The 22,559-nt window shown below is 46.5% G+C and carries 16 protein-coding genes; 7 read left to right on the top strand and 9 right to left on the bottom strand.

Annotated features, from left to right (window positions below; all coding sequences use genetic code 11):
• Positions 1-53: 53 nt before the first annotated feature.
• The 6 genes from QUB33_RS19100 to QUB33_RS19125 form a co-directional block, all read right to left on the bottom strand.
• On the bottom strand, positions 54-356 hold the full coding sequence (locus tag QUB33_RS19100; RefSeq protein ID WP_333352626.1) for a HEPN domain-containing protein: 303 nt from the start codon (positions 354-356) through the stop codon (positions 54-56).
• Positions 353-673 (bottom strand): nucleotidyltransferase domain-containing protein, encoded by a 321-nt coding sequence (locus QUB33_RS19105; RefSeq protein ID WP_333352629.1) that lies wholly within the window; start codon positions 671-673, stop codon positions 353-355. Before QUB33_RS19105 ends, QUB33_RS19100 begins: the two co-directional genes overlap by 4 nt.
• A 263-nt stretch (positions 674-936) precedes the next feature.
• Positions 937-2,526: a glycoside hydrolase family 57 protein gene (locus QUB33_RS19110; RefSeq protein ID WP_333036521.1), complete on the bottom strand. Its 1,590-nt coding sequence runs from the start codon at positions 2,524-2,526 to the stop codon at positions 937-939.
• A gap of 55 nt (positions 2,527-2,581) precedes the next feature.
• Positions 2,582-2,704 (bottom strand): hypothetical protein, encoded by a 123-nt coding sequence (locus QUB33_RS19115; protein ID WP_333352633.1) that lies wholly within the window; start codon positions 2,702-2,704, stop codon positions 2,582-2,584.
• 365 nt (positions 2,705-3,069) lie between these two features.
• Complete coding sequence (locus QUB33_RS19120; RefSeq protein WP_333352637.1) at positions 3,070-6,243, bottom strand: EAL domain-containing protein; 3,174 nt, start codon at positions 6,241-6,243, stop codon at positions 3,070-3,072.
• A gap of 407 nt (positions 6,244-6,650) precedes the next feature.
• The gene (locus QUB33_RS19125) at positions 6,651-9,926 is read right to left on the bottom strand and encodes a PAS domain S-box protein (RefSeq protein ID WP_333352640.1); all 3,276 of its coding nucleotides are present in this window, start codon (positions 9,924-9,926) and stop codon (positions 6,651-6,653) included.
• A 541-nt stretch (positions 9,927-10,467) separates the two neighbouring features.
• On the opposite strand from QUB33_RS19125, the gene gatB reads away from it, so the two are divergent.
• The 7 genes from gatB to QUB33_RS19160 all read left to right on the top strand — a co-directional run bounded on the left by gatB (position 10,468) and on the right by QUB33_RS19160 (position 16,832).
• Positions 10,468-11,970 carry an Asp-tRNA(Asn)/Glu-tRNA(Gln) amidotransferase subunit GatB gene (gatB, locus tag QUB33_RS19130; protein ID WP_333352644.1) on the top strand — a complete coding sequence of 501 codons (1,503 nt, stop codon included), beginning with the start codon at positions 10,468-10,470 and terminating at the stop codon, positions 11,968-11,970.
• A 370-nt stretch (positions 11,971-12,340) separates the two neighbouring features.
• Positions 12,341-13,507 (top strand): pentapeptide repeat-containing protein, encoded by a 1,167-nt coding sequence (locus QUB33_RS19135; protein ID WP_333352647.1) that lies wholly within the window; start codon positions 12,341-12,343, stop codon positions 13,505-13,507.
• A 43-nt stretch (positions 13,508-13,550) separates the two neighbouring features.
• Entirely contained in the window at positions 13,551-14,126 is a 576-nt protein-coding gene (locus QUB33_RS19140; RefSeq protein ID WP_333352650.1) for a Uma2 family endonuclease, read from the top strand.
• An 80-nt stretch (positions 14,127-14,206) separates the two neighbouring features.
• A complete protein-coding gene (locus QUB33_RS19145) occupies positions 14,207-14,845 on the top strand; it encodes a Uma2 family endonuclease (protein ID WP_333352653.1) in 639 nt (212 codons plus the stop codon).
• A 106-nt stretch (positions 14,846-14,951) separates the two neighbouring features.
• On the top strand, positions 14,952-16,184 hold the full coding sequence (locus tag QUB33_RS19150) for a pentapeptide repeat-containing protein (RefSeq protein ID WP_333352656.1): 1,233 nt from the start codon (positions 14,952-14,954) through the stop codon (positions 16,182-16,184).
• Positions 16,185-16,359: 175 nt separating this feature from the next.
• Positions 16,360-16,563, top strand: coding sequence for a hypothetical protein (locus QUB33_RS19155; RefSeq protein ID WP_333352659.1), 204 nt, complete (start codon positions 16,360-16,362; stop codon positions 16,561-16,563).
• A complete protein-coding gene (locus QUB33_RS19160) occupies positions 16,560-16,832 on the top strand; it encodes a type II toxin-antitoxin system RelE/ParE family toxin (RefSeq protein ID WP_333303589.1) in 273 nt (90 codons plus the stop codon). Before QUB33_RS19155 ends, QUB33_RS19160 begins: the two co-directional genes overlap by 4 nt.
• A gap of 133 nt (positions 16,833-16,965) precedes the next feature.
• Here the strand turns inward: QUB33_RS19160 and dpdE are convergent, their stop codons facing one another.
• From dpdE to trhO, 3 genes are all read right to left on the bottom strand, one after another.
• The gene (gene dpdE, locus QUB33_RS19165; protein ID WP_333352662.1) at positions 16,966-20,301 is read right to left on the bottom strand and encodes a protein DpdE; all 3,336 of its coding nucleotides are present in this window, start codon (positions 20,299-20,301) and stop codon (positions 16,966-16,968) included.
• 196 nt (positions 20,302-20,497) lie between these two features.
• Positions 20,498-21,154 (bottom strand): glutathione S-transferase, encoded by a 657-nt coding sequence (locus tag QUB33_RS19170; RefSeq protein WP_333352665.1) that lies wholly within the window; start codon positions 21,152-21,154, stop codon positions 20,498-20,500.
• Between the two features lie 324 nt (positions 21,155-21,478).
• Positions 21,479-22,426: an oxygen-dependent tRNA uridine(34) hydroxylase TrhO gene (trhO, locus tag QUB33_RS19175; protein ID WP_333352668.1), complete on the bottom strand. Its 948-nt coding sequence runs from the start codon at positions 22,424-22,426 to the stop codon at positions 21,479-21,481.
• Positions 22,427-22,559 lie beyond the last annotated feature (133 nt).

A 22,559-nucleotide genomic window follows, 5' to 3' on the forward strand; every position in this document is an offset into this window, starting at 1 on the left:
ACTGGAATCATAATGAATCCTCCTGTATTTATTGTTTTAAGCACTGCATAGCCTTAACTGAACTGTATTGCATTATAATCCGCTCTGAGACGAGTTCTTTCAGCATCAATTAGGTAGCGGTGCAGTTCTACCGGAACTCGATTAGTGCGAGCGAAGCGTTCCCCAAAAGCAGCGATAACGGCTGAGTGTCGGGAATAGGATAGTCCTTCAGCTTCTAAAAATGCTGTGGCGATATAAAACATTGAATAATAAGCACGGGAAGTGGCAAATTCAGGAAAACCGGTGTGGTTCAATTCTCTCGCTGCTTGTAAACTTCTACTCGCTTTATCCAGTAGTCTTTGTTGTTCTGGAGTCATATCGCTAACCCGTCTTGACGAATGTTGCGGAAGAAACCATTATTGTGCTGATAAAATTGCTCATCAGTGGCAAATGCACAGCTAATCAGCACATTATATTCTAAACATAAGTCGGCAATTAGAATACTAATTCTATCGCTTTCTTGAGAGTAGTTAAAGGATTTTTTGAGAACTATTAAGATATCTATATCGGAGTCTGGTCTAGCATCACCTCTCGCTTGGGAGCCAAAAAGAACAATTTTGTCTAATTGTTCGCCGTAAAGTATTTTGAGACTTTGCTTAGTTTTGGTGACAATTGTTTGGATTTTTTTATTCATATTACGCGCTCGGTTGTATTTAGATAATTCATGTTATTGAATAATTATATTATACTAAAAAGGGGCTCGCCTGCGCGTTGAGAAAAAGACATAAAGTGCGATCGACCTTTCTAGACAAAAAATACGATCGCACTCACAGTCTCAACCAAAGATCGCCCCTCTCATTCCACTGATGGCGATCGCCCCATCACCTATAATTTTAATTAACATCCTGTCCCTCCCTTAAGCATGGCTGGGGGACAGGATGAAAGGGGAAACGAGACTTAAAGCGATCGATAAACGCGATAGTTAATTTCAGGGAAAATATTATCAATCTCCTCAACCTTCTCCAACCAACCCGAATCGACTTTCCCTTCTTTCACTTCATCGTAAAGCTTGTGAAAGCGCATTAAGTGCGATCGAGTCCGCCGCACTGCATAGGGCACCATCGTTCCTGTACGCATGATAAATGCCCAGTCTGAAGATTGAGCTAGCAGCACTTCCCGCGCCGCCTGGTTCAAAGCCCGCCACTGCAATTCATCCGCAGGTTCCATGCTTCCCAACTCAATCATCCGTTCCGCTGCTTTGTGCAAGTGCGGGTAAATCCAAGCATTGGTATCGTTGAGCCAATATTCGTGGAAACCCCGGAAACCCCAACTAGACTGAGACGGGCGGCAGACTTGCTGAGTCGGATTTCCCCGCAAATAATCGGCTAAGTGCGTCATCTCGTAGGTATTTTGGTCGTACCAACTCTTGCGGAACAGGTAATCTAAGAACCAAGGCCCTTCGTACCACCAGTGACCGAAAAGTTCGGCGTCGTAAGGCGAAACAATGATCGGCGGACGCTGCATAATGCCGTTGAGGTGTTCGACTTGGCGTTCCCGGTTAAAAGCAAAGTTGCTGGCGTGTTCGGCTGCTTTTTCCCTTGCCCAGTAAGGATCGTACAACTGTTTATCGCCTAAACCCAATCCGCGACCGGTGATTTTGTGATATTTAATCCCGGTATTTTTCCGCTGGCCGTTGGGCATGATGTAGGGCTTAATGTAATCGTAGTCAGCTTCCCAGCCCAAATCTTTGTAGAATTCGCGGTATTCGGCGGCCCCTGGATAGCCGACTTCGGAAGACCAAACCTGCTGCGAGGATTCGTGATCTCGGCCAAAGGCTGCGACTCCGCATTCGGTGAAAATTGGGGCGTAGCTGCCGTAGCGGGGACGCGGGCGGGCGTAGAGGATGCCGTGACCGTCTGTGAGAAAGTAGCGGAGGCCGGCGTCGGCTAACATCCGTTCTAAGCCTTCGTAGTAGGCGCATTCGGGCAGCCAAATTCCTTTTGGTCGGCGGCCGAAGTTTGCTTCGTAATTGTCGCAAGCTACTTGAATTTGTGCCCAAACTGCTTCGGGGTACATTTTCATCAGCGGTAGGTAGCCGTGGGTGGCGCCGCAGGTGATGATTTCGAGGTTGTTGGTATCTTGATGTTCTTTGAAAGCTTTGACTAAATCTCGATCGTACTTTTCCCAAAAGTTGCGAACTTGAGAGAAGTGAGCGGCGTAATGTTCTGCTAAATAGCGGAGGTGACCGTTTCCGCTGTTGTGTTCGATTTCGAGATCCGCTAATTCTTCGAGTTTAGCCAAGTGGTCGTCGAAGCGGTCTTGCAGCAAGGGGTCGCGCAGCATGGCAACCAAGGGCGGCGTCATGCTCATGGTAATTTTAAAGTCGATGCCGTCGCGCTTGAGCCCTTCAAAGACTTGCAGCAGGGGAATGTAGGTTTCTGCGATCGCCTCAAACAGCCATTCTTCTTCTAAAACGTAGTCGCTTTCGGGGTGGCGGACAAAAGGCAGGTGGGCGTGGAGAACGAGTGCGAGGTAGCCAATAGTCATAAAAAAATTCGGTAAGTGGGAAACGAGCGTGTCTTTAGACCTGAGAGGGCAACGGCTAGGCGGTTTCCACCGCCGTGAATCTTTCCATTACACGGGGATTGCTAGATGGGAGTGTACTTTTGTAATGTACTTTCAGTGGGACAATTACCACATCCAACCTCGCAACCGGCGATCGCATAATGTTCGCTCCTTTATGAGCCTCTATGAGAGGGGTAATGTTAGCTTGCGCCTTCGTTAACAGCCGCTACTATATCTAGGAAACTGATTTAACCCAATAAGTCTGTTTAATCCTAAATTTCGCTTGGCAAGGAACTAGCGAGAGCATTCCCTGGTAGGTCTTTAACTCTTACCGTTAACGTAGTACGCAGGTACGCCTCTGGTCAACTATGGTTTAAGTCTTAGACCCGAAGCAAGCGTGTCTTGAGACCCGGGTCGTTGACAGTGATTTGGATGCCGTACTTATTAACTGACGCCATTTAGGGACAGCTTTAAAATATTTTAAGATTTTATGCTGAAACGGGGCTCACAAAATGCCGTGTTTTTTTAATGGCCTTTCTCTAACAAACTAAATGTCAGCAAATTCTGATTTTCTGCTTGCTGTCGGATTAAGGCTGCTGCTGTTTGAGAGTCTACTGGCTTTGAGAAAAAGAATCCTTGGGCGTACTCACATTTTAACCCTTTTAGTATAGATAGTTGCGAGGCTTCTTCGACTCCTTCGGCTACTACATCCATGCCTAAATTGTGGGACAAAGTAACGATCGACCGCACAATTTCTGTCGGGTCAATCCCTCCTTTACTGAAATCGAACTCACCTCCCATCCTGCTAACAAAAGAGCGGTCTATTTTTAAGGTATTGGTGGGGAAGCGGTGCAGGTAGGAGAGCGACGAATAGCCGGTGCCGAAGTCGTCTATGCACAAATGTATGTTTCGGGTTCTGAGCTGCACCAGCATTGCTGTTACTGATTCGGAATTTTCTATGAGTACGCTTTCGGTAATTTCTAGTTTTAAACTGCTGCCGTCGAGGTGAGTTTCTGCGAGAACTTGGTCGATGTATTCGATTAAGTCTGGTTGAGAAAACTGTTTGACAGAAATGTTGACGCTAACGCTTAAGGGGGGGTTGCTGGGAAATAGCTGCTGCCACTGGCGGATTTGGTGGCAAGCTGTGCGGAGTACCCAGCGGCCGAGGGGTACGATCAAGCCTGTTTCTTCGGCGATGGTGATGAATTCGCCGGGGGAAACTAAGCCGCGTTCTGGATGCTGCCAGCGCACTAGGGCCTCAAAACTGGTAATTGTGTTATTGGCGATCGACACGATCGGCTGGTAGTGAATAATAAACTGGGGCGCTGCGGATAAGGGAGGTAAGGCTGATTCGGAGGATGGGGGAAAGTCTTCTTCTCTGGCCGGCTCTCTAATGGATTCGATCGCCCGCCGCAGGTCGTTTTCTAGCTGCAACAGCCGCAAAGCGTGGGCGTGCATGGAACTGTTGAAAACTTCGTGTCTGGATCTGCCGAGTTCTTTGGCGCGGTACATTGCTGTGTCAGCGTCGCGCAGCAGGGTTGTCGGTTCCAGGTATTCGCCCGAACTCAAAGCTATGCCGATGCTGGCGGTGATAAATACTTCGTGTCCGTCTAGAAGGAGAGGGGAGGTGATTTTCTTTTGCAGGCGGTTGACAATGGTGGTAGCTTCATTGATGCCCTCGATGTCTTCGAGCAACAGCACGAACTCGTCTCCTCCGAGGCGGGCCACTGTATCTCCGGGCCTGAGACAAGCTTCCAGACGCCGCGCGATCGATACTAGCAGTTGATCGCCGATGGCGTGGCCGAGGGAATCGTTGACTACTTTAAATCTATCTAAATCGAGAAACAGCACCGCAAACAAGTAGTCTTTGCGCCGTTTTGCCAGCCTCAGAGCGTGTTCCAGGCGATCGGTAAATAGCGATCGGTTGGGCAATCCGGTGAGGGCGTCGTGAAAAGCATCGTGCAGAAGTTGTTCTTCGGCGAGTTTGCGCTGAGTGATATCGTGACAGTTAATCACGATTCCCTCGACTGCGGGATCGTAAAGCAAGTTGGTGGCTACAGCTTCTACATAACACCAGGAACCGTTGCGGTGGCGGACTCGGTACTCAACTGGGGACAGGCTTCTTTTGGGGTTTTCAATGGCTTTGTGGAGGGTTTCGGTGATGGTGGCGCAGTCGTCGGGGTGAACTATTTCTAAGGCGCTGCGGCCGATCGCATGGTGGGGCGCGTATCCTAAAATTCGCTTGACGGAAGGGCTGATGTAGCGGAAGATTCCTTCGGCGTCGAGAATGATCGTGATGTCTGTGGCGTTTTCAATCAGCGAGCGAAAGCGCTGTTCGCTTTGGCGCAGGGCTGATTCTGCTTGTTTGCGATCGCTGATGTCGAGGGCTACTCCGTCTATGATTACGTCGCCGTTTTCGTTTTTGGAAAATTTAGCGCTGTCTTGCACCCACTTGACCTCCCCAGATCTCAGAACGATGCGGTACTGCCGATCGCACGGCAAAAGAGTCGCTCTCGATGCTGCTACGCGGCTGTCAAACGAGCTTTTGTCGTCTGGATGGATGATTTCGGTCAAGAGTTCCGGGTGCGAAATCACTTCTTCGGCCCCGAACCCAGTAACTTCGCGCACGCCCGGACTGATGTAGGGCATGGAAATTGTGCCGTCTGGATGCAGTACGGTGCGGTAGACTGAGCCGGGAATATTGGCTGCCATTGTGGCTAGCTGCTGCTGGATGCCGCAGACTGCTGCTTCGGCGCGCTTGCGTTCTGCAAGTTCGGTTTGGGCTTGTTGGTAAAGTTCGGCTTGGTGGATCGCGATCGCGCACTGATCGGCTATGGCTTTGAGTAGCGACAGTTCTTCGGCGCTCCAAGAGCGCGCCCGATCGCACTGATAGAGGCTAATTCCTCCCAAAAATGACCGCTGGTAGAGCAGCGGCGCGATCGCGACGCCGCGAAACCCTACCAACTCTGCTGATTCTTGCAGGGACGGGCAAAGTGTCGATAACTCGTCGATGATCAGGGTTTCCCCGGCCGCTAGCCCGGAGCGGAAGTGTTCGGCCACTTTGCAATTTAGCCCGACAAACCGTTGTCTGTCGGCTGCTTTGCTGATGTAGCGAATTCTGATGCCGCCTTCAGCATCTGGCTGCAAGATGGCGCAGGCGCTGATGTCTAAAGCTTCGTGCAGTTGATCTGCGGTGGTTTGCAGCACTTCGTCGAGTACAAGGGTGAAGCGCATGGCTTGGAGGATGCGGTTGGCGATCGCTTCTCGCTGAGCTTGCCGCTGAATTTGGGCGATCGCTTCTTGTTGCTGGCGCCGCATTTTGTATTCTTGGAGCGATCGTTCTAAGACTGTTGGCAACCTAAACAGCCGCCCTTTTAATACGTAATCGGTCATTCCGGCTTTGATGCACTCAACTGCCGCTTCTTCTCCCAAACTTCCCGTTACTAAAATCAAGGGTATGTCTTGCCCTAATTCCTGCATTAATTTCAATACTTCTAAACCGTTGAAGCCGGGGAGGCGGTAATCTGAGAGTACAGCATCGTACTTGTAATTCTCCAGCAGTTTTTTGCACTCTGTTGCTGTTTCTGCCGTGTCGCAATTAAAATTTACTCCCCCCGCTTCTAAGGCGAGCACTATTAATTCCATATCTTCTGCCATGTCTTCGATAATCAACAATTTTAATGTTGATTCCGCTACCATTTTTAGTAGATAGTTGGTCTGATTTATATCTAACATAAGGAATTGGGGAGGTTTTCAATTGGTTATTCGTGTTTTTGCTAGTAAGTTTTTAGACTGATTTTTCTTGTTAATTTTATTGCAATATTTTTAGTTATTTTTAGCAAAATCAATTATATACTCTACTCGCAAGACCTTTATTTAGCACCGGCAGTCGAGGGCTGAGCGAACCGATTGGGGATCGTCCCAATTTTTAAAAGAGCGTTTTTTAGGAGTACGAGCATCTTTCACAGCCAAGCCTAGATCTTTCGCTTCCATCTCTAACAGTGAATACTCCTGTCACACCAAAATTCGGATACTCTCACCGATTGTGACTTATTTAAGTGTATAAGAGTTTTAAATCCAGAATTTAAAACTCTTATACACTTAACTTATGAATCTATATTACCGTTTGAGATTGTTTGCCCTAGTTTAAAGTAAAACGTGGCTCCTTGACTAGGTAGGCTTTCGGCCCAAACCGTGCCGCCGTGGCGGTGAATAATCCGCTGGACGATCGCCAAACCGATGCCCGTCCCTTCAAATTCTCTCTGGGAGTGCAGCCTCTGAAAGGCTCCAAACAGGCGATCGGCATATTCCATCGGAAAACCCACCCCGTTATCCTTGACAAAAATCGTCCCATCAGGTAAACCCTCAATAACTATTGTAGCCGGAGTGCGCCCGCGGCTGAACTTGACGGCGTTGCTAATCAAGTTGCTGAACACCTGTTGCAGCAAGGTGGGATCTCCCATTACCGTCGGTAAATTTCCGACTGCAAATTCAACGCTGTGGAGAGTTTGGGTCGGATCTGCGACGGTTGGGGGTTTAGTCAATTTAATCGCATTTTGTACCAAACGGCTCAGATCGATCGGAATTTGCCTCAACTCGGTGCGACTCACCCGCGACAGGGCGAGCAAACCGTCAATCAACAGGCTCATTTTTTGGCTGCTGTCTTCAATTATTTCCATATAGTGAACTATTTTGCGATCGCTCAAAGCCTCAGTTAATTCTAGCCGCTGCTTCAACGCTTCTACAAAACCTGAAATGTGTCGCAAAGGTGCGCGCAAGTCGTGAGAAACTGAGTAAGAAAAAGATTCTAACTCTTGATTTGCAGCTTCTAATTGCTCTGTGCGTTCTGACAAAGCTTGTTTTGTCTCTACCAACTCAGTGATATCCCGAGAAGTGCCAATTAAAGCATAAACCTCGCCGTCGAGATTTCTCAGGGCAATTTTAAAAGTATCGTAGTAGGAATGGCTACCGCAACTAACTAATTTTTCCTGCAAGTGCAGAGTTTGGCCTGTTTCAAATACCTGCAAATTTTCCCGGCAAAATCGTTTTGCGAGTTCGTCCGGAAAACATTCAAAAACTGTTTTTCCCTGCATCTCTTTGCGGCTGTTGAAACCGCACATTTTGGCAATAGTTTTGTTGACAAAAGACAAGCGCATATTGTCCCGTTCTACAACATAAATGTAGTCCGGCAAAGCATCAAAAAAAGTCTCTAATTCTGCGGTACGCTGGGCAACTTGAGCTTCTAAAGTTTCGTTGAGTTCTTTAAGTTCAGCTTCTACTCGTTTGCGTTCCGTGATATCTTGACCAATGCCGATACACCTGCCGTCGGAAAGACGAACATTTGCCCAAGAAGTGTCGATAATTCGCCCGTCTCTAACTTGTGTTTTGAAATCGCTCCAGTTCTGATTTGCTGCTTCAATTTCATCCCAAACATATTGACGGTATTCTGGCTGCGGATAAAATTCTGCCAACATATCTCGGTTTTTGATTTCTGCCAAACTCCAGCCTAGCACTTGTTCCCAGTGGCGGTTTACCCAGTTTACTTCACCGCTGGTGCCCAAGAATGCAATCATGATCGGCACGTTGTCGAATATAGTTTGCAGCAGTTCTTTTTGCTGTTTTAATGATTCTTCGGCTTGTTTGCGATCGCTGATGTCGAGTACGGAACCGATAATTTGCCTCATTTGTCCGTCTGGGGTTCTTTTGAAGATTTTAGAGCGAGCGTGCACCCAGCGCCATTCCCCATTTTTGTGTTTGATTCTGTAGTCTCTGTCATCGGTTTCATAGGGATTAATGCTGTGTTTTAGTCGCTCCATACCTGTAATTAGCTTTAACAGATCATCGGGATGAACTAAGTTAGCGACAGCGTGTGTACCCAAATCTTCCAATTCTTGGGGAGTGTATCCCAGCATGGCTGTGACCGATTCATTGGCATAAATATTTTTGTTTTCTACTGCATCGTAAATGTAGAGAAAGTTAGGTATTGTTGTAACAATACTCTCTAAAAGTTGCTGATGTTTTTGCAGTTCCAATTCTGCCTGTTTGCGCTCGCTTAAATCCAGCACAAAACTGACGCCTAACTGCTTCGTTCCTTCTAAAAATGTGCTGCCCAGCAGCACCGGAACGCGGCTACCATCGGAGCGTATAAATTCTTTTTCAAAGGGAACAACCGTATTTCTAGCCTTCAGCTCGGCAACTTTTTCTGTATCTAAACGCACGTATTCTGGTGGTGTCATTTCTTGCCAGTTAACTCTTCCGGCAAGCATCTCGTCCCGCGTATAATTTACCGTGTTTAAAAAAGCGGCGTTGGCATCTGTAATGCTGCCGTTAAGATCCCAAAAAATTAGGCCAATCATGTTAGAATCAACTATGGCTTTAAATTTGGATTCGCTTTGTCGCAAGTGCGATTCGACTTGTTTTAATTCTGTGATGTCGCGGGCTATGGATAAAACTGTTTCTACTGAATTGTCTTCAGCAAACTCGGGAATGACTCGACAGTGGTAATGTTTTATGCCCTCGGGACTGGGAAACTCAAATTCTATCGTTTCTTGTTTGCCAGTGCCAAAAACTTTCAAAAAAGTCTCGTCCCACAGGTCGCACAAGTGTGGTGGCATTCCTGATTCTCTGTTGCTATTGCCAATCAATTCGGCGGGGGGTTTTCCGGTTGCTGATTCTACTGCGTGGTTGATGTAAATGTGGCGGAATTCTCGATCGAACCTGGCGATGATATCGGTTGCATTTTCCGCTAGGGTGCTAAAAGCTTGTTCGCGCCGGTGCAGTTCTTCTTGAATGCGGTGGCAATCGGTTATGTCTCTACCAAAAGATAGAATTGAAACTACTGTTCCCGATTCATCGATGAGTGCAGAATTGTACCATTCGCAGTAAATTATAGAGCCATCTTTGGTATAGTGGCGGTTGCGGCAAACGTTGCGGGTTTCTCTGCTGTCTAACAGTTGATTTGTGAGGGCGCACACTGCCTCGAAGTCTTCTGGATAAACTATTGACCATTCGTGCCAGTATTTGCCAATTGCTTCTGCTGCACTCCAGCCAAATAGTTGTTCTGCCATTGGCGACCACCGCACTACCCGCAATTCCCTGTCCCACTCTATAACTGCCATTGGCGAGTTTTCTAGATGAAATTCCCGCCGCGAGTTGGCTTTTTTTATTTGAGTTTGAAGTTGCTGGCGGAGTTGCTTCGCCTCGGCCAAGCGATCGCTAATTTCCTGTGTGTTTGCTGAGCCGGCGTTGGCGATGTGAGCAATGGTTTCTGCTGTTTGTTTTTCGAGTTCGTGCCAAGCGAGTTCGAGGGCTGATTCCGCCTGCTCTAGCTCAGTGGTGCTGTTCTGAAACAGTGTGGCACTTTCAACTGCAATTTCAGGCATACTTTTGACACTTAGACAAGTGTTACTTTTACAATTCAAAATTAAAGCTTAAAAATTAAAAATAGGTAATTTCCTGTAAATTATACATTTTTAATTTTTAGTTGGTGTGCCGATCCGATCGTTGGAGGCGGCCGGCGTTATTAAAGACTGCAAGTAAAAGGATTTGGGGTGCAGATCGATCGGCAATTGTGGTGGATCGATCTAAAACTCTCCTGGGTAAGGGAAGGGTACGGGCAGGAGCAGGCGCTAAGTATATTTTTGCACAGAGTTGTTGTTTGGGGGCGATCGAAAGGAGATCGGCGTGGCTGGGGGCTTGGGTCGATCGCCCATCTGTAGCAGGGCGTTGCGTATGCAGAACCCCATTTGTCTCAACTAAACACGCTTTCTCAAAGTCCGGCAGGGGTTTAAACCTGCCGAACTAAGGGTTTGACGCGCTTGTTGACACCAATGAAACTGCCGCTACCTACAAATAATCTCCACTCACTTTGGCCAATAAAAAGCTAAAATAAAATCTAAACTTATTCAGTCTTTAAAATTGCTTATGACTGCTGCTGCACCCTCTTCGATAAAAAACCAAACTCAGTACGAAGCCATTATCGGTCTCGAAACTCATTGTCAATTGAGTACGAATACTAAAATTTTCTCCAGTTCTTCTACAGAATTTGGCAATTCTCCAAATACTAACATTGACCCAATTTGTATGGGAATGCCGGGAGTGTTGCCAGTATTAAATCAAAAAGTTCTGGAGTATGCGGTGAAAGCAGGGCTGGCTCTCAACTGCGAAATAGCACCTTACAGTAAGTTTGACCGGAAGCAATATTTCTATCCCGATTTGCCGAAAAATTATCAAATTTCTCAGTTCGATTTGCCGATCGCTACTAACGGTTGGCTAGAAATTGAACTGGTGGATGAGACTGGAAATTCTACTAGAAAAAAAATCGGGATCACTCGCTTGCACATGGAGGAAGATGCCGGAAAATTGGTTCACGGCGGCAGCGATCGGTTGAGCGGTTCAACTTATTCAATGGTGGATTACAACCGTGCCGGTGTGCCTCTAATCGAAATTGTTTCGGAACCGGATTTGCGATCGGGCGCGGAAGCTGCCGAATACGGTCAAGAATTGCGCCGGATCGTGCGCTACATCGGTGTTGGCGACGGGAATATGCAGGAAGGTTCGCTCCGGTGCGACGTGAATATTTCGGTGCGCCCCGTGGGCAGAAAAGAGTTCGGCACGAAGGTGGAAATTAAAAATATGAACTCTTTTAATGCGATCGAACGGGCGATCGATTACGAGATCGAGCGGCAAATTCAAGCTGTGGAAAATGGCGAAACCATCGTCCAAGAAACCCGGCTGTGGGATGAAAACAAGCAGTGTACTTTCAGTATGCGGGTTAAGGAAGGCGCGAGCGATTACCGGTATTTCCCGGAACCGGATTTGCCTCCGATCAAAGTTTCGGCCGAGCAATTGCAGGATTGGAAAGCTCAACTGCCGGAATTGCCTGCCCAAAAGCGCAATCGCTACGAAACTGATCTCGGTCTTTCTCCCTACGACGCGCGGGTGCTGACTGACGACAAAGCGGTGGCGGAGTATTTTGAAAAATCGATCGCCGCCGGTGCTGTGGCTAAACAAGCTGCGAATTGGGTGATGGGCGATATTACTGCTTATCTGAAAAATGAAAAACTGGCGATCGCAGAAATTCCTTTCCAACCGCAGGATTTAGCCGAACTGCTGGGGCTAATTGAGGCCGGTACGATCAGTGGCAAAATCGCTAAGGATATTTTGCCGGAGTTGCTGGCAAACGGTGGTTCGCCTCAGAAGTTCGTTGAGAGCAAGGGTTTGATTCAAATTTCGGATACTGGCGCGATCGAGCAAGCGATCGATGCGGTGTTGGCAGCCAATCCCAAGGAGCTCGAACAGTACCGAGCCGGTAAAACTAAGCTGCTGGGCTTTTTTGTCGGCAAGGTGATGAAGGAAACCGGCGGCCGGGCCGATCCCAAATTGACCAATGAGCTGCTGGCGGCGAAGCTTAACGGCGCAAGCTAAGCAAATTAAGGCCGTCGTGTAGCAGATACAGCGGCGGGCGATCGGTTTTTCCCGATCTCGCCGCGCGATCGCCCTTCTTGCTGGCTCGTAACTTTATAATTAGTCTACATTTCTTTACAACATCTTCACGTTTGGGGGTAACACCCCTCATCCTGAGCGTGTTATATTGTGTTATGTAGATGCACCCTGATGGCAGAGAGAGTTACTTAGGTAGCTCTCTCTTTTTTTTGTCTTTTTTTTTCCACGGACGTGAAAATACGGATGGGAGAGGGGGATTAACCATACCGATCCCCGATTACTGATTACCGATTAGCAATTACCGCTTTGAGTCGATTAATATCAACTTTAGTTATTAACTAATTTTGACATTATGAGCGAACAAGGTAGCGAGCTAATAAAGCAGGGGATTTCGCAATATCAGGCGCGTCAATTTGAGGCGGCGCTGGGTTCTTGGCAGGAAGCGCTGGCGCTGTATCGCTCAATGGACGATAAGCGGCGATCGGGTGCGGCGCTGGGTAATATGGGCGTAGCTTACGAAGCGCTGGGAAATTATGCTCAGGCGATCGAGTGCTACCTGGAGCATTTGGTGTTAGCGCGAGAAATTGGCGATCGTCGGGGCGAGGCTAATGCTTTGGGAAATCTGGGCAATGCTTGCTGTGCTCTGGAGGATTTTCCTGGTGCTGTTGCTTACCACAAACAGCGTTTGGCGATCGCGCGGGACACTGGCGACGGGCGCTCTGAGTTGGAAACTTTGGGCAATTTGGCACTAGCTTACGATGCTAGGGGAGATTTGTTGAGTGCGATCGAATGCTATCACGATCAGTTGTCGATCGCGCGCGCCAGCAAGGACGATCGCATTGAGCGCCATGCTCTCAAGAATTTGAAGCTTGCTTACAAGTATTTAGCAGATTACGAGAAGGCTAACCAGTACCGACAGCAGCAATTGGCGATCGTCCGGCAACTGTTTTTAACTGATAAAAATAAGAGTTTTGTACAACTTGTAGAAACAGTTGGTTTGAATCCGAGTGAGGATTTTGCTGGGGCTAATTTAAGCGGTTTTGACTTGCACTACGCTGATTTTAACGGTGCGGATTTGCGCGAAACCAACCTCCGAGGCGCAGATTTGACTTTGGCCGATCTCAGCGGTGCTTTGCTGAGCGCTGCTATTTTAATTGATGCTAATTTGTGCAATGCTAATTTGCGGGATGCTGAACTCAGCAGCGCCAATTTGAGCGGTGCTGATTTGCGGACAAAGCTGCCCCGGGCTAATTTGAGCGGTGCAAATTTAACCGGCGCCAATTTGAGCAGTGCTTATTTACCGAATGCGATTTTAGTAAATGCAAATTTGACAAATACTGATTTTAAGAATGCTGATTTGAGCGGTGTTAATTTGAGTGGTGCGAATTTAAATGGTGCTGATTTGAGCCGCGCTGATTTGACAAATACAGTAGTGGAAAATGCAAAGTTTTTTTGTTGTTTGGGAATTTCGGATGCCCTGAAGGTTGAATTGACGGCACGGGGCGGGATTTTTGAGTAGAATTAATTGGAAAGGTTGGTAATTGTAGAGGGTAACAAAAGCTATGACTGCCGTAACTGCAAAACGATTCTCGATCGCAGAATATCACCGTTTGGGAGAACTGGGATTTTTCGCCCCCGATGAACGAGTTGAATTGATTCGCGGAGAAATTATCCTCAAGACTACTAAAAGTACGTTTCACTCTGTTTGTAATTCGCTACTGTTAGGAGAATTGTACCCGCTGCTGCGAAAAAGAGCGATGGTGCGCGGTCAAGAGCCAATTATTTTGTCTGATGATAGCGAACCAGAGCCTGATGTTGTTATTGCCCGCAATCGTTCTGACAATTATTTATATTCTCACCCGCAGCCTGCTGAGATTTTATTGGTAATTGAGGTTTCGGATTCTACGTTGAAGTACGATCGCACAACCAAGTTGTCTCTCTATGCTGAGACTGGAATTTCTAATTATTGGATATTTAATTTGGTTGATAATCAACTGGAAATGCACAGCGAACCTTATCAGAAACAAAACGGGAGTTATAGTTATCAATTGCAACGAGTTGTTTTGCCAAATCAGACCGTGGTAATTCCGGGTTTTCCCGAGTTCTCTCTGGATTTGTCTTCGGTATTTCCCGCCTAGGCTTCCTTCGATGATATAATGTAAAAGTGCGATGGCTACGCCCCGGCTTGCGCCTACGAACTCTTCACCAAAGTAGCACTATGACCGCTCAAACTCTCGCTCCACCCGAACAAATTGTCGAGCTATCAGGTATCAGTTGGCAAACCTACGAAACTTTGCTTGCCGAAATCGGCGATCGGCAAATTCGACTGACATATAATCGCGGCAATCTTGAAATTAGGCTACCTTCTCCACAACACGAACGCTTCAAAATAATAATGGGTCGATTTGTTCAAACCTTAGCTGAAGAATTAGATGTGAGAATTGAGCCTCTGGGTTCTACGACATTCAAACGTCCTGAACTTAGCGGTGCAGAACCGGATGAATGTTTTTACATTCAGAATATTAGTGCAGTTAAAGGAAAAAAAAGAATCGACCTGACTCAAGATCCGCCGCCGGATTTAGTGGTGGAAATTGATATTACCAGCCGTTCGGAAAATAGCTTGCAGGTTTATGCGGATCTGGGAGTGCCGGAAGTTTGGATTTATAATGGACGGCGGCTCAGAATCAACAGATTTGAAAATGGAGAATACGTTGAGAGCGAGCTCAGTTTAGCATTTCCCAGCTTACCGATATTAGAGATGGTCAGATTTTTGGAACACTCAGAAACAATGGACTATTTGGAATTAGTGAAAGCATTTCGGAATTGGGTAAAAAGCCAAATTCAGCAAAACCAATGAGTTGCAGATCGAATTAAACAAAATTTACAATTTTGTCCACAAAAAAAGCTGTATTGTGATAAAATAGAAATAATAAACTAATTTAAATATCAATTACAGGCTGGTAGTGCCAGCAATTCTACCCGATATGCGATCGCTAGAGTCTCACAACAAATACCCAGATTGCTTGTGGATGCAATTAGAAGCAATTCCCGTTCCATCGGTTGCACCCCAAACCCAGCAGCTCGACATTCACTTGAGTCTGAATTTTAACGAGCATTGGGAACCGCTGCTCGGCGGTCGCGTCAAATTTGGTCTGCAAGGCGGGACGCTCAAACTCTATCTAGAAAACTGCGAAATTCCCGTAGCATCGCGTCAGTTAGTCGGTTCTTTCCAGCTTTTGCCAATAGAAGAAACCCTACCGATTCACAGCAGTGAAAAATTTTTAGTAAGCGAAAGTCAGCGCGGAGTTCAGGGCGGCGACAAGGCGGAAATAATCAAGGAAACAGAGAGCATATGGTGTCACGTTTCCACAATAAGGAATGATACAACGCCAGCTTGGGTTTTTGCAGTTGAACAGCGCAAATCAGTATTAAAAGGTTTGCTAAAAAGTGTTAAATTGGGAGAATTAGCTGGCAAAGAATTTCGGATGGCAGCGGCTTTTGAAGTTGCTAAAGAAGATATTAATCTCACAGATGCGGAGGGTTTGTGGCCGCACGATATCACGCCAAATCAACATTCGGTTTTAGAAAGAATCCTGACTATATACTTGCAAGAACATAAACTCCAACCTGCCCTCAGTTGGGCGCTATTATCCTACAATTTGCCTCCGGTTGAACCGCGCGAAGTGAAAATTGTCCCGGAAGCTGAATCGGAATTGCAGGAAATGGTCGATCGCATTATCTCCGCTGAAACCGACAACTTTGTAGAGTTGGCAAAAATCGCCAATCTCAATCCAGCACTAGATTTCGCGGGTAGCACCTTGCGGGGAACGACATTAAGTGCAGTGGATTTTAGCAGCGCAAATCTCGATCGGGTAAATTTCCGGGGTGCCAACTTAAACGATGCCGATTTCAGCGACGCCAGCCTGCAAAATGCCAAATTCGGCGGGGCAGATTTGAGCGGCGCTTTCTTAGGAAATGCCGATTTAAGCGGTGCAGATTTGCACAAAGCAAGTCTAGCTTTAGCTAACCTCAGCGGTGCCAATTTGAGCGGCGCAAATCTGCTGGAAGTGAACTTAACAAATACTAATTTCAGCGGTGCGAATGTCGAGTCAGCCAGATTCGGGAACAATTCAGGAATGGATGAGGAGATGCAGGTGAATCTACAGCAGCGAGGCGCAATTTTTGAGGAGGTTTAGTCCGTAAGTGGGATCTCCCTTTTATTCATCCGCCTCCATTGTGGCACGGGCGTCACGCCTGTGCGATGAATTCGGTTCAAAAAAATCCCGCTCGACCATCATCAAACCTTGTAAAAAAAATCGCTGTTAAAATAGAACCATCCTTCCCTCCCAACTCATCTCAACAAAAAAGTATATGAAGATAGAAGATTATCCGCTTGCCAAAGAATTGATTTTCGATGCCGAAGGCAACATTAGTCAAGTCATTCTAGATTATACCGACTATCAGTATTTCCTAGAAGCTATCGAAGATAGAGGACTTCTGTTGGCTATGCGCGAAGTAAAAAATGAAAAGCCGTTAAATTTACGGCAAGCACTTGCAGAACTGGAAACAGAATGAAAGTAGAATATCTGCCCAGTTTTGTGAAGGATTTAAAAGCTCTTAAAAGTACGCCTGTTTTTCAGCAAATCAAGGAGTTTGCTTTTGGGGAAATTCCCAATGTTAATGATTTACAGACAATAGTTAACTTAAAAAAATTGAAAGGCGATGATAATGCGTATCGGTTTCGGGTTGGCGACTATCGAATAGGTTTTTATTTTGATGGCGAAACAGTTACTTTTGCAAGAGTTCTTCACCGGAAAGATATTTATCGCTACTTTCCACCCTAAACCTGTTTTCCGTTTTACAGTTTGATTAAATAAAAAGCGATCGCCCTTTTATCCATATCCGTCCATCGTGGCACGGGCGTCTCGCCTGTGCTTCCGAATCGGGTCAAAAAGAGCGATCGCCCTCCCAAACAAATTATCCTTCATCCTCCGACTTTACAGGAGGACGCCCAGAAATCACAATAAATCCCACAGACTCAAGAGTCATGTGCGGGCGGCGAATCCCAGCTAAAACCGCTTGACTCAACAAACTTTCGGTATTGATTTCATCAGCCAAAACCGATTCTAAAAGTTGTTCGGATTTAGAAAGTCGATTCAAGCGCAACTGCAATTGATTCACCCGGTTTTCGAGTTGGATAGCAGCAGTGACAGCAGATCGATCGCACATTTCCACAAAAGCCGATCGCCCGCGCAGCAATTCCTCCGATACCACCCGTCCCTTTTGACAAAAATCATCCCATTCTAGCGGATCGACAAAACTGTCAATCAGCGACGTGCGATTTTTCGACAAATTGTAATCCCGATTCGGCCCGCCTTTCCCCTTATAAGCCCGCTGCAAAATCGCCAGAAGTTCCGCATCCTCCACCAGAGACATTTGTTCGCTGCGAGCATCTACAAACACAGTTTCAAAAGTTGGGATAAACAGAGCATCAGCGCGGCGCTGCAAAGCTTTCAAGTTGTAATTTTCGATGTTTTGTGCTTGCAAAACTTGCTCGGCCGGCTGCACATCAGTCTGGATTGAATAATTAAACTGAAAGCCGAACCACTCCTTCCCAGGCTCCGCATCCCAACTTTCATCATGCCGCCACATGGCAAAAGCTTGACCGCGATCGTCCCAGCGAATATAAGAGCTAATTGCATCGATCAATCCCTCACCAATGCGGTAAAGAGCCACATCCGCATTCTGATAAGCAATACGGCGATTGTAACTGCCATATTGCTGGCAATAAGGAACCAATCGGGTCATCAAATCGTTCGAGGGGATTAACGTTTTTTGAGTAGGTTTATAGCGCATCAACCCCGAGATACTCGGATGTTCGATTTGTTTGAAGTGAAGAGCTTGACACAACCAACCTTCAGTAGCCCGCTGCATTTCTTTATGCTTAGCATCGCAGTTGTCGAGAGATTCAAAATACTGAGATGCGCTGTCCTCAAGAGTATCAATTTCATCGAGAACGTACTGTTCGTCAATTTTGATTTTCTCTTGTTCGATTTCAGTTTTAATCGCTTCAATTTCGCTGGATAAGCCCTTGCCTCCCTCAGCAAACAACTTTTCTTCCAGTTTGAGAAGTTTTTCCTCAGCATAAAACTGAAGGCTGGCAATAGATTTGTTGAAGATATCAAACCCATCTTTTAAAACTTGAAACCAAGCTTCGTGGGGACTCTCCGGCATATCCGGGCCTGCAAACAAACAAAATTGCACTCCCATTTTGCTGCCGATGCGATCGACTCTGCCGAGTCTTTGTTCTAACTGGTTGGGAAACCACGGCAAATCGAAGTGAACTAACCAATCTGTCAATTGCAGGTTTACCCCTACTTCCGCCGATCGATCGCACACTAAGATAAAACAATGCGGTTCAGTCTTAAACCGCTTGAGACTAGCCTCAACATCATCAGCCGATTTGCTCGTCTCATGGCTGGCGATCGCATTTTTACCAAAGATTTTAGCTAAATTTTCCGCAATCTCTTTACAAGTTGCCGTAAAACTGGTAAAAATCACAATTTTCGGGAAACGCTCGCCGGGAATCGGTCGTTTAATTTGCTGTTGAATTCTCGACAGCAAATCGCGAGGTTTGCTGTGATACTCGCGCGGGACCTTCAAAGCAACTGCGAGAAATCGGAGAATGGCGATTCGTAACAAACTCAGGCGATCGAGTCCTTCCTGGGGCTTTTCCAGGGTATTGAGCAAGGTTTCCAGCATTTCCCTTTCTTCGGGAAACAGCGCAGTTTTGGTCAAAATTGCCGTGTCATTTTGTCCAAATTCGCGATCGAGTTCAGGAGTCGATTTTTTCTGCAAGCGAGCTTTGACAACCCGTTCTAAAACATTCAGCAAAGTACCGGAAGCGCGGAAAAACAGCAGAAAAATTCTCTGATATTCGCTCGACTTGGGAGCGACTGTGCGCCATTTATCGAGTACGGTTTGAATTTCCGACCACTGTTCATCATTCAGATCGTACTCCGTTTTGGGGACAGCATCTCGATCGAAAATCACATCTTCCACCGCATCCCGACGGTTGCGGAGGATGCGGCGGTGCAGGCGGTAGGTATCGCTAACGTGAGTGCGAATAGTTCGGACAAGGCGAGCCTGTTCAGCGGTTTCTTCCGTTTTCAAACAACTTTCTAACTCTGTTGCTAAGCCGATTAAATAATCATCTTTGGCAAAAATAGTGCGAAGTTGAGCGAGTTTTGTTTGCAAAACAGCAGGCTTGGCATTTTCTCGGAAATCCAGCAAAGCGCTACCGATTTCTTGACGGTTTTGCACCTGTTCTTTGAAGCTTTCCAGGTCGTCAAGACGGTAAGTTGTGGGTTCTAGCAAGTGCAGCATCGTTAAAAAATCTTGCTCGTGGCCGAGAACTGGCGTTGCAGATAATAACAATACATTTTTGCTTTTCTGAGCTAGTTTCTGACAGAGTTCAAACGACTGCTGCTGAGCGCGATCGCTCGATTGTGCCATTGCCGCCACATCATGCGCTTCATCAACAATCAGAAAATCTAGGTTGGCGTTGCGGCTAATTTGATTGATGTCGCTAACAGCCACAAGCTGCACTCGGTCAGCGAAATGAGATAAATAGAATTTATTTTCCAACTCCTGCCGCCACTGTTCGAGCAGGTATTTGGGAACAAGTACCACAGCGCGTCCGTTGGGTTCATCTAGCAGAAATTGGCGGAGAATTGTGCCGGCTTCTACTGTTTTTCCCAGTCCGGGTTCGTCGGCTAATAAATAGCGCACGATTGGGTCTTCTAGGACGCGCCGGACCACTTCTACTTGGTGCGGATAGAGGTCTATGTTAGCAGAAATTAAACCCGTCATGCCGCGGCTGACGGCCCGCTGTTCGATCGCAGATTGAACGAATGCCAATCGGCGATCGTGAAAATACGGCGTTTCTTGGCCTTTGACTGCTAAAATGTCGATCGGATCGGTGATCGGGATATTGCAGCGAACGTAAAGTTCGGTTTCGACAGCTTGCAAACTTTGGCTGTCGGGGAGGTCAATTTCGTACTCTAATTTATCTTCATCCCAGTCATAAACTCGCCCGATAATCCATCTTTCCTGAGTGGTACTCCAGAGGTAGCAGCGGGTTTGGCGCTGAAGTCGGGCTTCTTGCAGCAAACCCAAAGGCACAGTTTTGCGGATGCGGTTTTTAACTGAGCAAAAATATTCAACTACCGCATCGGTACGCGATACCTCGACAACTTTTCCGACTCCCAAATCGTTTCTGGGCGATCGCACTAACGAACCAACATCAATCATAATTACAACCTGACAATACTTACTAGATTACAATAAATCCTTTCCAGTTAAAAATTTTAGCAAAATGCGAGTTTTGCCTGCGTCACTTTTCTAGTCCAATAACAGTCAATCTGCTATTCTGAAAACAATAAGTTTAGCATGATAAATTACATTTTGGGAATTAATAAGTATGCTGGCAGCGAATAAGAATAAGTAATTACGAGGGAGGAAAAATAACCCCTGGATTACCGGATTCCCATTTCGGATATTTCTGCATAACACTGGTATAAATTTCCGACTCTGTAAACCTTGCTAACCAAGCTTGTAGCGGAGGCCAAGGGTGTTCGTTGAACCAATTTAGATCGGTATGAGCGAATTGACGGACAAAAGGTGCGATCGCCATATCAGCCAATGCTACGTTGTTACCAAATAAATATTTAGTGGCGCTTAACTGTGCATTGAGTTTGTCCAGGAATAAAGAACCTTCATAACGATGTACTTGGGCATCAACACCGGGATAACGATCGGGGTACTTATAACGGTCAAGATGATATTTAAACCTATCATCAAATAGAGCGATTAGTTCCAGCATTTCTGTAACCGAACCTTGCTGTGGCATCAACCATTTTTCAGGATCGTGTTGTCTCAATGCCCACAACATGATATCGATACTTTGATCGAGTACCCCCCCGTCAACATCAATCAATATTGGTACTGTACCTTTGGGAGATACCTCCAACATCTCTGGTGGTTTGTCTCGCAAAACAACTTCCCGCAACTCGCACACCCGATTGCTAACCATTAAGGCTAAGCGCGCGCGCATAGCATAGGGACAGCGGCGGAAGGAATACAAAATCGGGTATGTTGCTGACATATAATATCAATTCCGGTTGCGCCGGAATTAGTGTTGACTGTTGACTGTTGACTGTTGACTGTTGACTGTTGACTGTTGACTGTTGACTGTTGGTCAAAGAAATGAAAATTGCGCGAATTATTTGTTGACCGCAGGATTAGACTTTACGCCCGACGATGAAGCGCGGATTTGATATCATTCCGGCAGTAAGGCCGGAATTGATATAATTAGTCGATCGCGCGATCGGGTTTTTCGGGTCAGAAACCCGGTTTATTTCGATATTTCTCGTCGCCAAACAAGATTTTTCATATAAACCGGGTTTCTTTGAGCTTAGTTTTAATACTATTAGTCGCAGGCCTCATCTACTTTTTCCTTCGCATCGTAGCGCGCGCCTATATGTACTTGGTTGCGACGCTTAGCAAGCTCAATCTGACGTTGACGTTCAGATAAGGCTTGTTTTTTGGTTTCAGTTTTGGAGTCATGACAATGAGGACAACTCACACCAAGTACAAATAATTCAGAAGCCTTATCTTCCTGACTAATGGGGTGACGACAACCGCGACAAAGTTCATAGTTTCCCGGCTTTAACCCCTGACCAACAGAAACCCGTTCATCAAAGACAAAACATTCACCTTCCCAACGACTTTCTGCTTCCGGCACCGTTTCCAAATATTTTAAGATTCCGCCTTCGAGATGATAGACTTCCTCAAAACCTTGAGTACGCAAAAAAGCAGTTGATTTCTCGCAGCGAATACCACCCGTGCAAAACATTGCCACCTTGGGTTTATTGCGTAAAGCAGTTTCCCGCAGCGCCCATTCAGGTAACTCAGAAAAGCTTTTTGTTTTTGGATTAATAGCACCTTCAAAAGTACCCATAGATACCTCGAAGTCGTTACGCACATCAACAACCACAACATCGGGATCGTCAAGCAGCTTATTCCACTCCTCCGGCTTAACATATTTGCCAGCCATGAGGCGGGGATTAATGTCCGGTACTCCCATCGTGACGATTTCGCGCTTCAAGCGTATTTTCAGGCGGTAAAAAGGTGCTTTTTCCGAGAAAGATTCCTTGTGCACGAGATCCGCAAAACGCGGGTCACTACGCAAGAATGCCAGCACTGCGTGTACGCCCTCGGACGAGCCGGCAATCGTGCCATTGATGCCTTCTTGGGCCAGCAAGATAGTGCCTTTGACGTTGTTGTTGTTGCAACAATCGAGTAGCGGTGCTTTCAGATCAGCAAAATCCGGTAGTTCAACGAACTTATATAAAGCAGCGGTTAAGAAAGAAGCCATATATCGACTGGATAAGACTAATTAGAATTTTGAAAATTAATTTAAAGCGGACGGTGGGACTCGAACCCAGGACGTTCAGCTTTAGCAGTAAGTATCAGTCAGGCAACCGCCTGCTGGCAGAGGATTGTAGGCT

The organism is Microcoleus sp. B3-A4 (assembly GCF_036705385.1).
GTDB lineage: Bacteria > Cyanobacteriota > Cyanobacteriia > Cyanobacteriales > Microcoleaceae > Microcoleus.

Bases quoted from the DNA above. Each gene is read 5' to 3' on its own strand.
- QUB33_RS19110 (WP_333036521.1), bottom strand. From the start codon at position 2,526: ATGACTATTGGCTACCTCGCACTCGTTCTCCACGCCCACCTGCCTTTT.
- QUB33_RS19105 (WP_333352629.1), bottom strand. From the start codon at position 673: ATGAATAAAAAAATCCAAACAATTGTCACCAAAACTAAGCAAAGTCTC.
- QUB33_RS19170 (WP_333352665.1), bottom strand. From the start codon at position 21,154: ATGTCAGCAACATACCCGATTTTGTATTCCTTCCGCCGCTGTCCCTAT.
- QUB33_RS19160 (WP_333303589.1), top strand. From the start codon at position 16,560: ATGAAAGTAGAATATCTGCCCAGTTTTGTGAAGGATTTAAAAGCTCTT.
- QUB33_RS19155 (WP_333352659.1), top strand. From the start codon at position 16,360: ATGAAGATAGAAGATTATCCGCTTGCCAAAGAATTGATTTTCGATGCC.
- QUB33_RS19115 (WP_333352633.1), bottom strand. From the start codon at position 2,704: ATGCGATCGCCGGTTGCGAGGTTGGATGTGGTAATTGTCCCACTGAAA.
- gatB (WP_333352644.1), top strand. From the start codon at position 10,468: ATGACTGCTGCTGCACCCTCTTCGATAAAAAACCAAACTCAGTACGAA.
- QUB33_RS19125 (WP_333352640.1), bottom strand. From the start codon at position 9,926: ATGCCTGAAATTGCAGTTGAAAGTGCCACACTGTTTCAGAACAGCACC.
- QUB33_RS19100 (WP_333352626.1), bottom strand. From the start codon at position 356: ATGACTCCAGAACAACAAAGACTACTGGATAAAGCGAGTAGAAGTTTA.
- QUB33_RS19135 (WP_333352647.1), top strand. From the start codon at position 12,341: ATGAGCGAACAAGGTAGCGAGCTAATAAAGCAGGGGATTTCGCAATAT.
- QUB33_RS19140 (WP_333352650.1), top strand. From the start codon at position 13,551: ATGACTGCCGTAACTGCAAAACGATTCTCGATCGCAGAATATCACCGT.
- QUB33_RS19120 (WP_333352637.1), bottom strand. From the start codon at position 6,243: ATGGTAGCGGAATCAACATTAAAATTGTTGATTATCGAAGACATGGCA.
- QUB33_RS19145 (WP_333352653.1), top strand. From the start codon at position 14,207: ATGACCGCTCAAACTCTCGCTCCACCCGAACAAATTGTCGAGCTATCA.
- dpdE (WP_333352662.1), bottom strand. From the start codon at position 20,301: ATGATTGATGTTGGTTCGTTAGTGCGATCGCCCAGAAACGATTTGGGA.
- trhO (WP_333352668.1), bottom strand. From the start codon at position 22,426: ATGGCTTCTTTCTTAACCGCTGCTTTATATAAGTTCGTTGAACTACCG.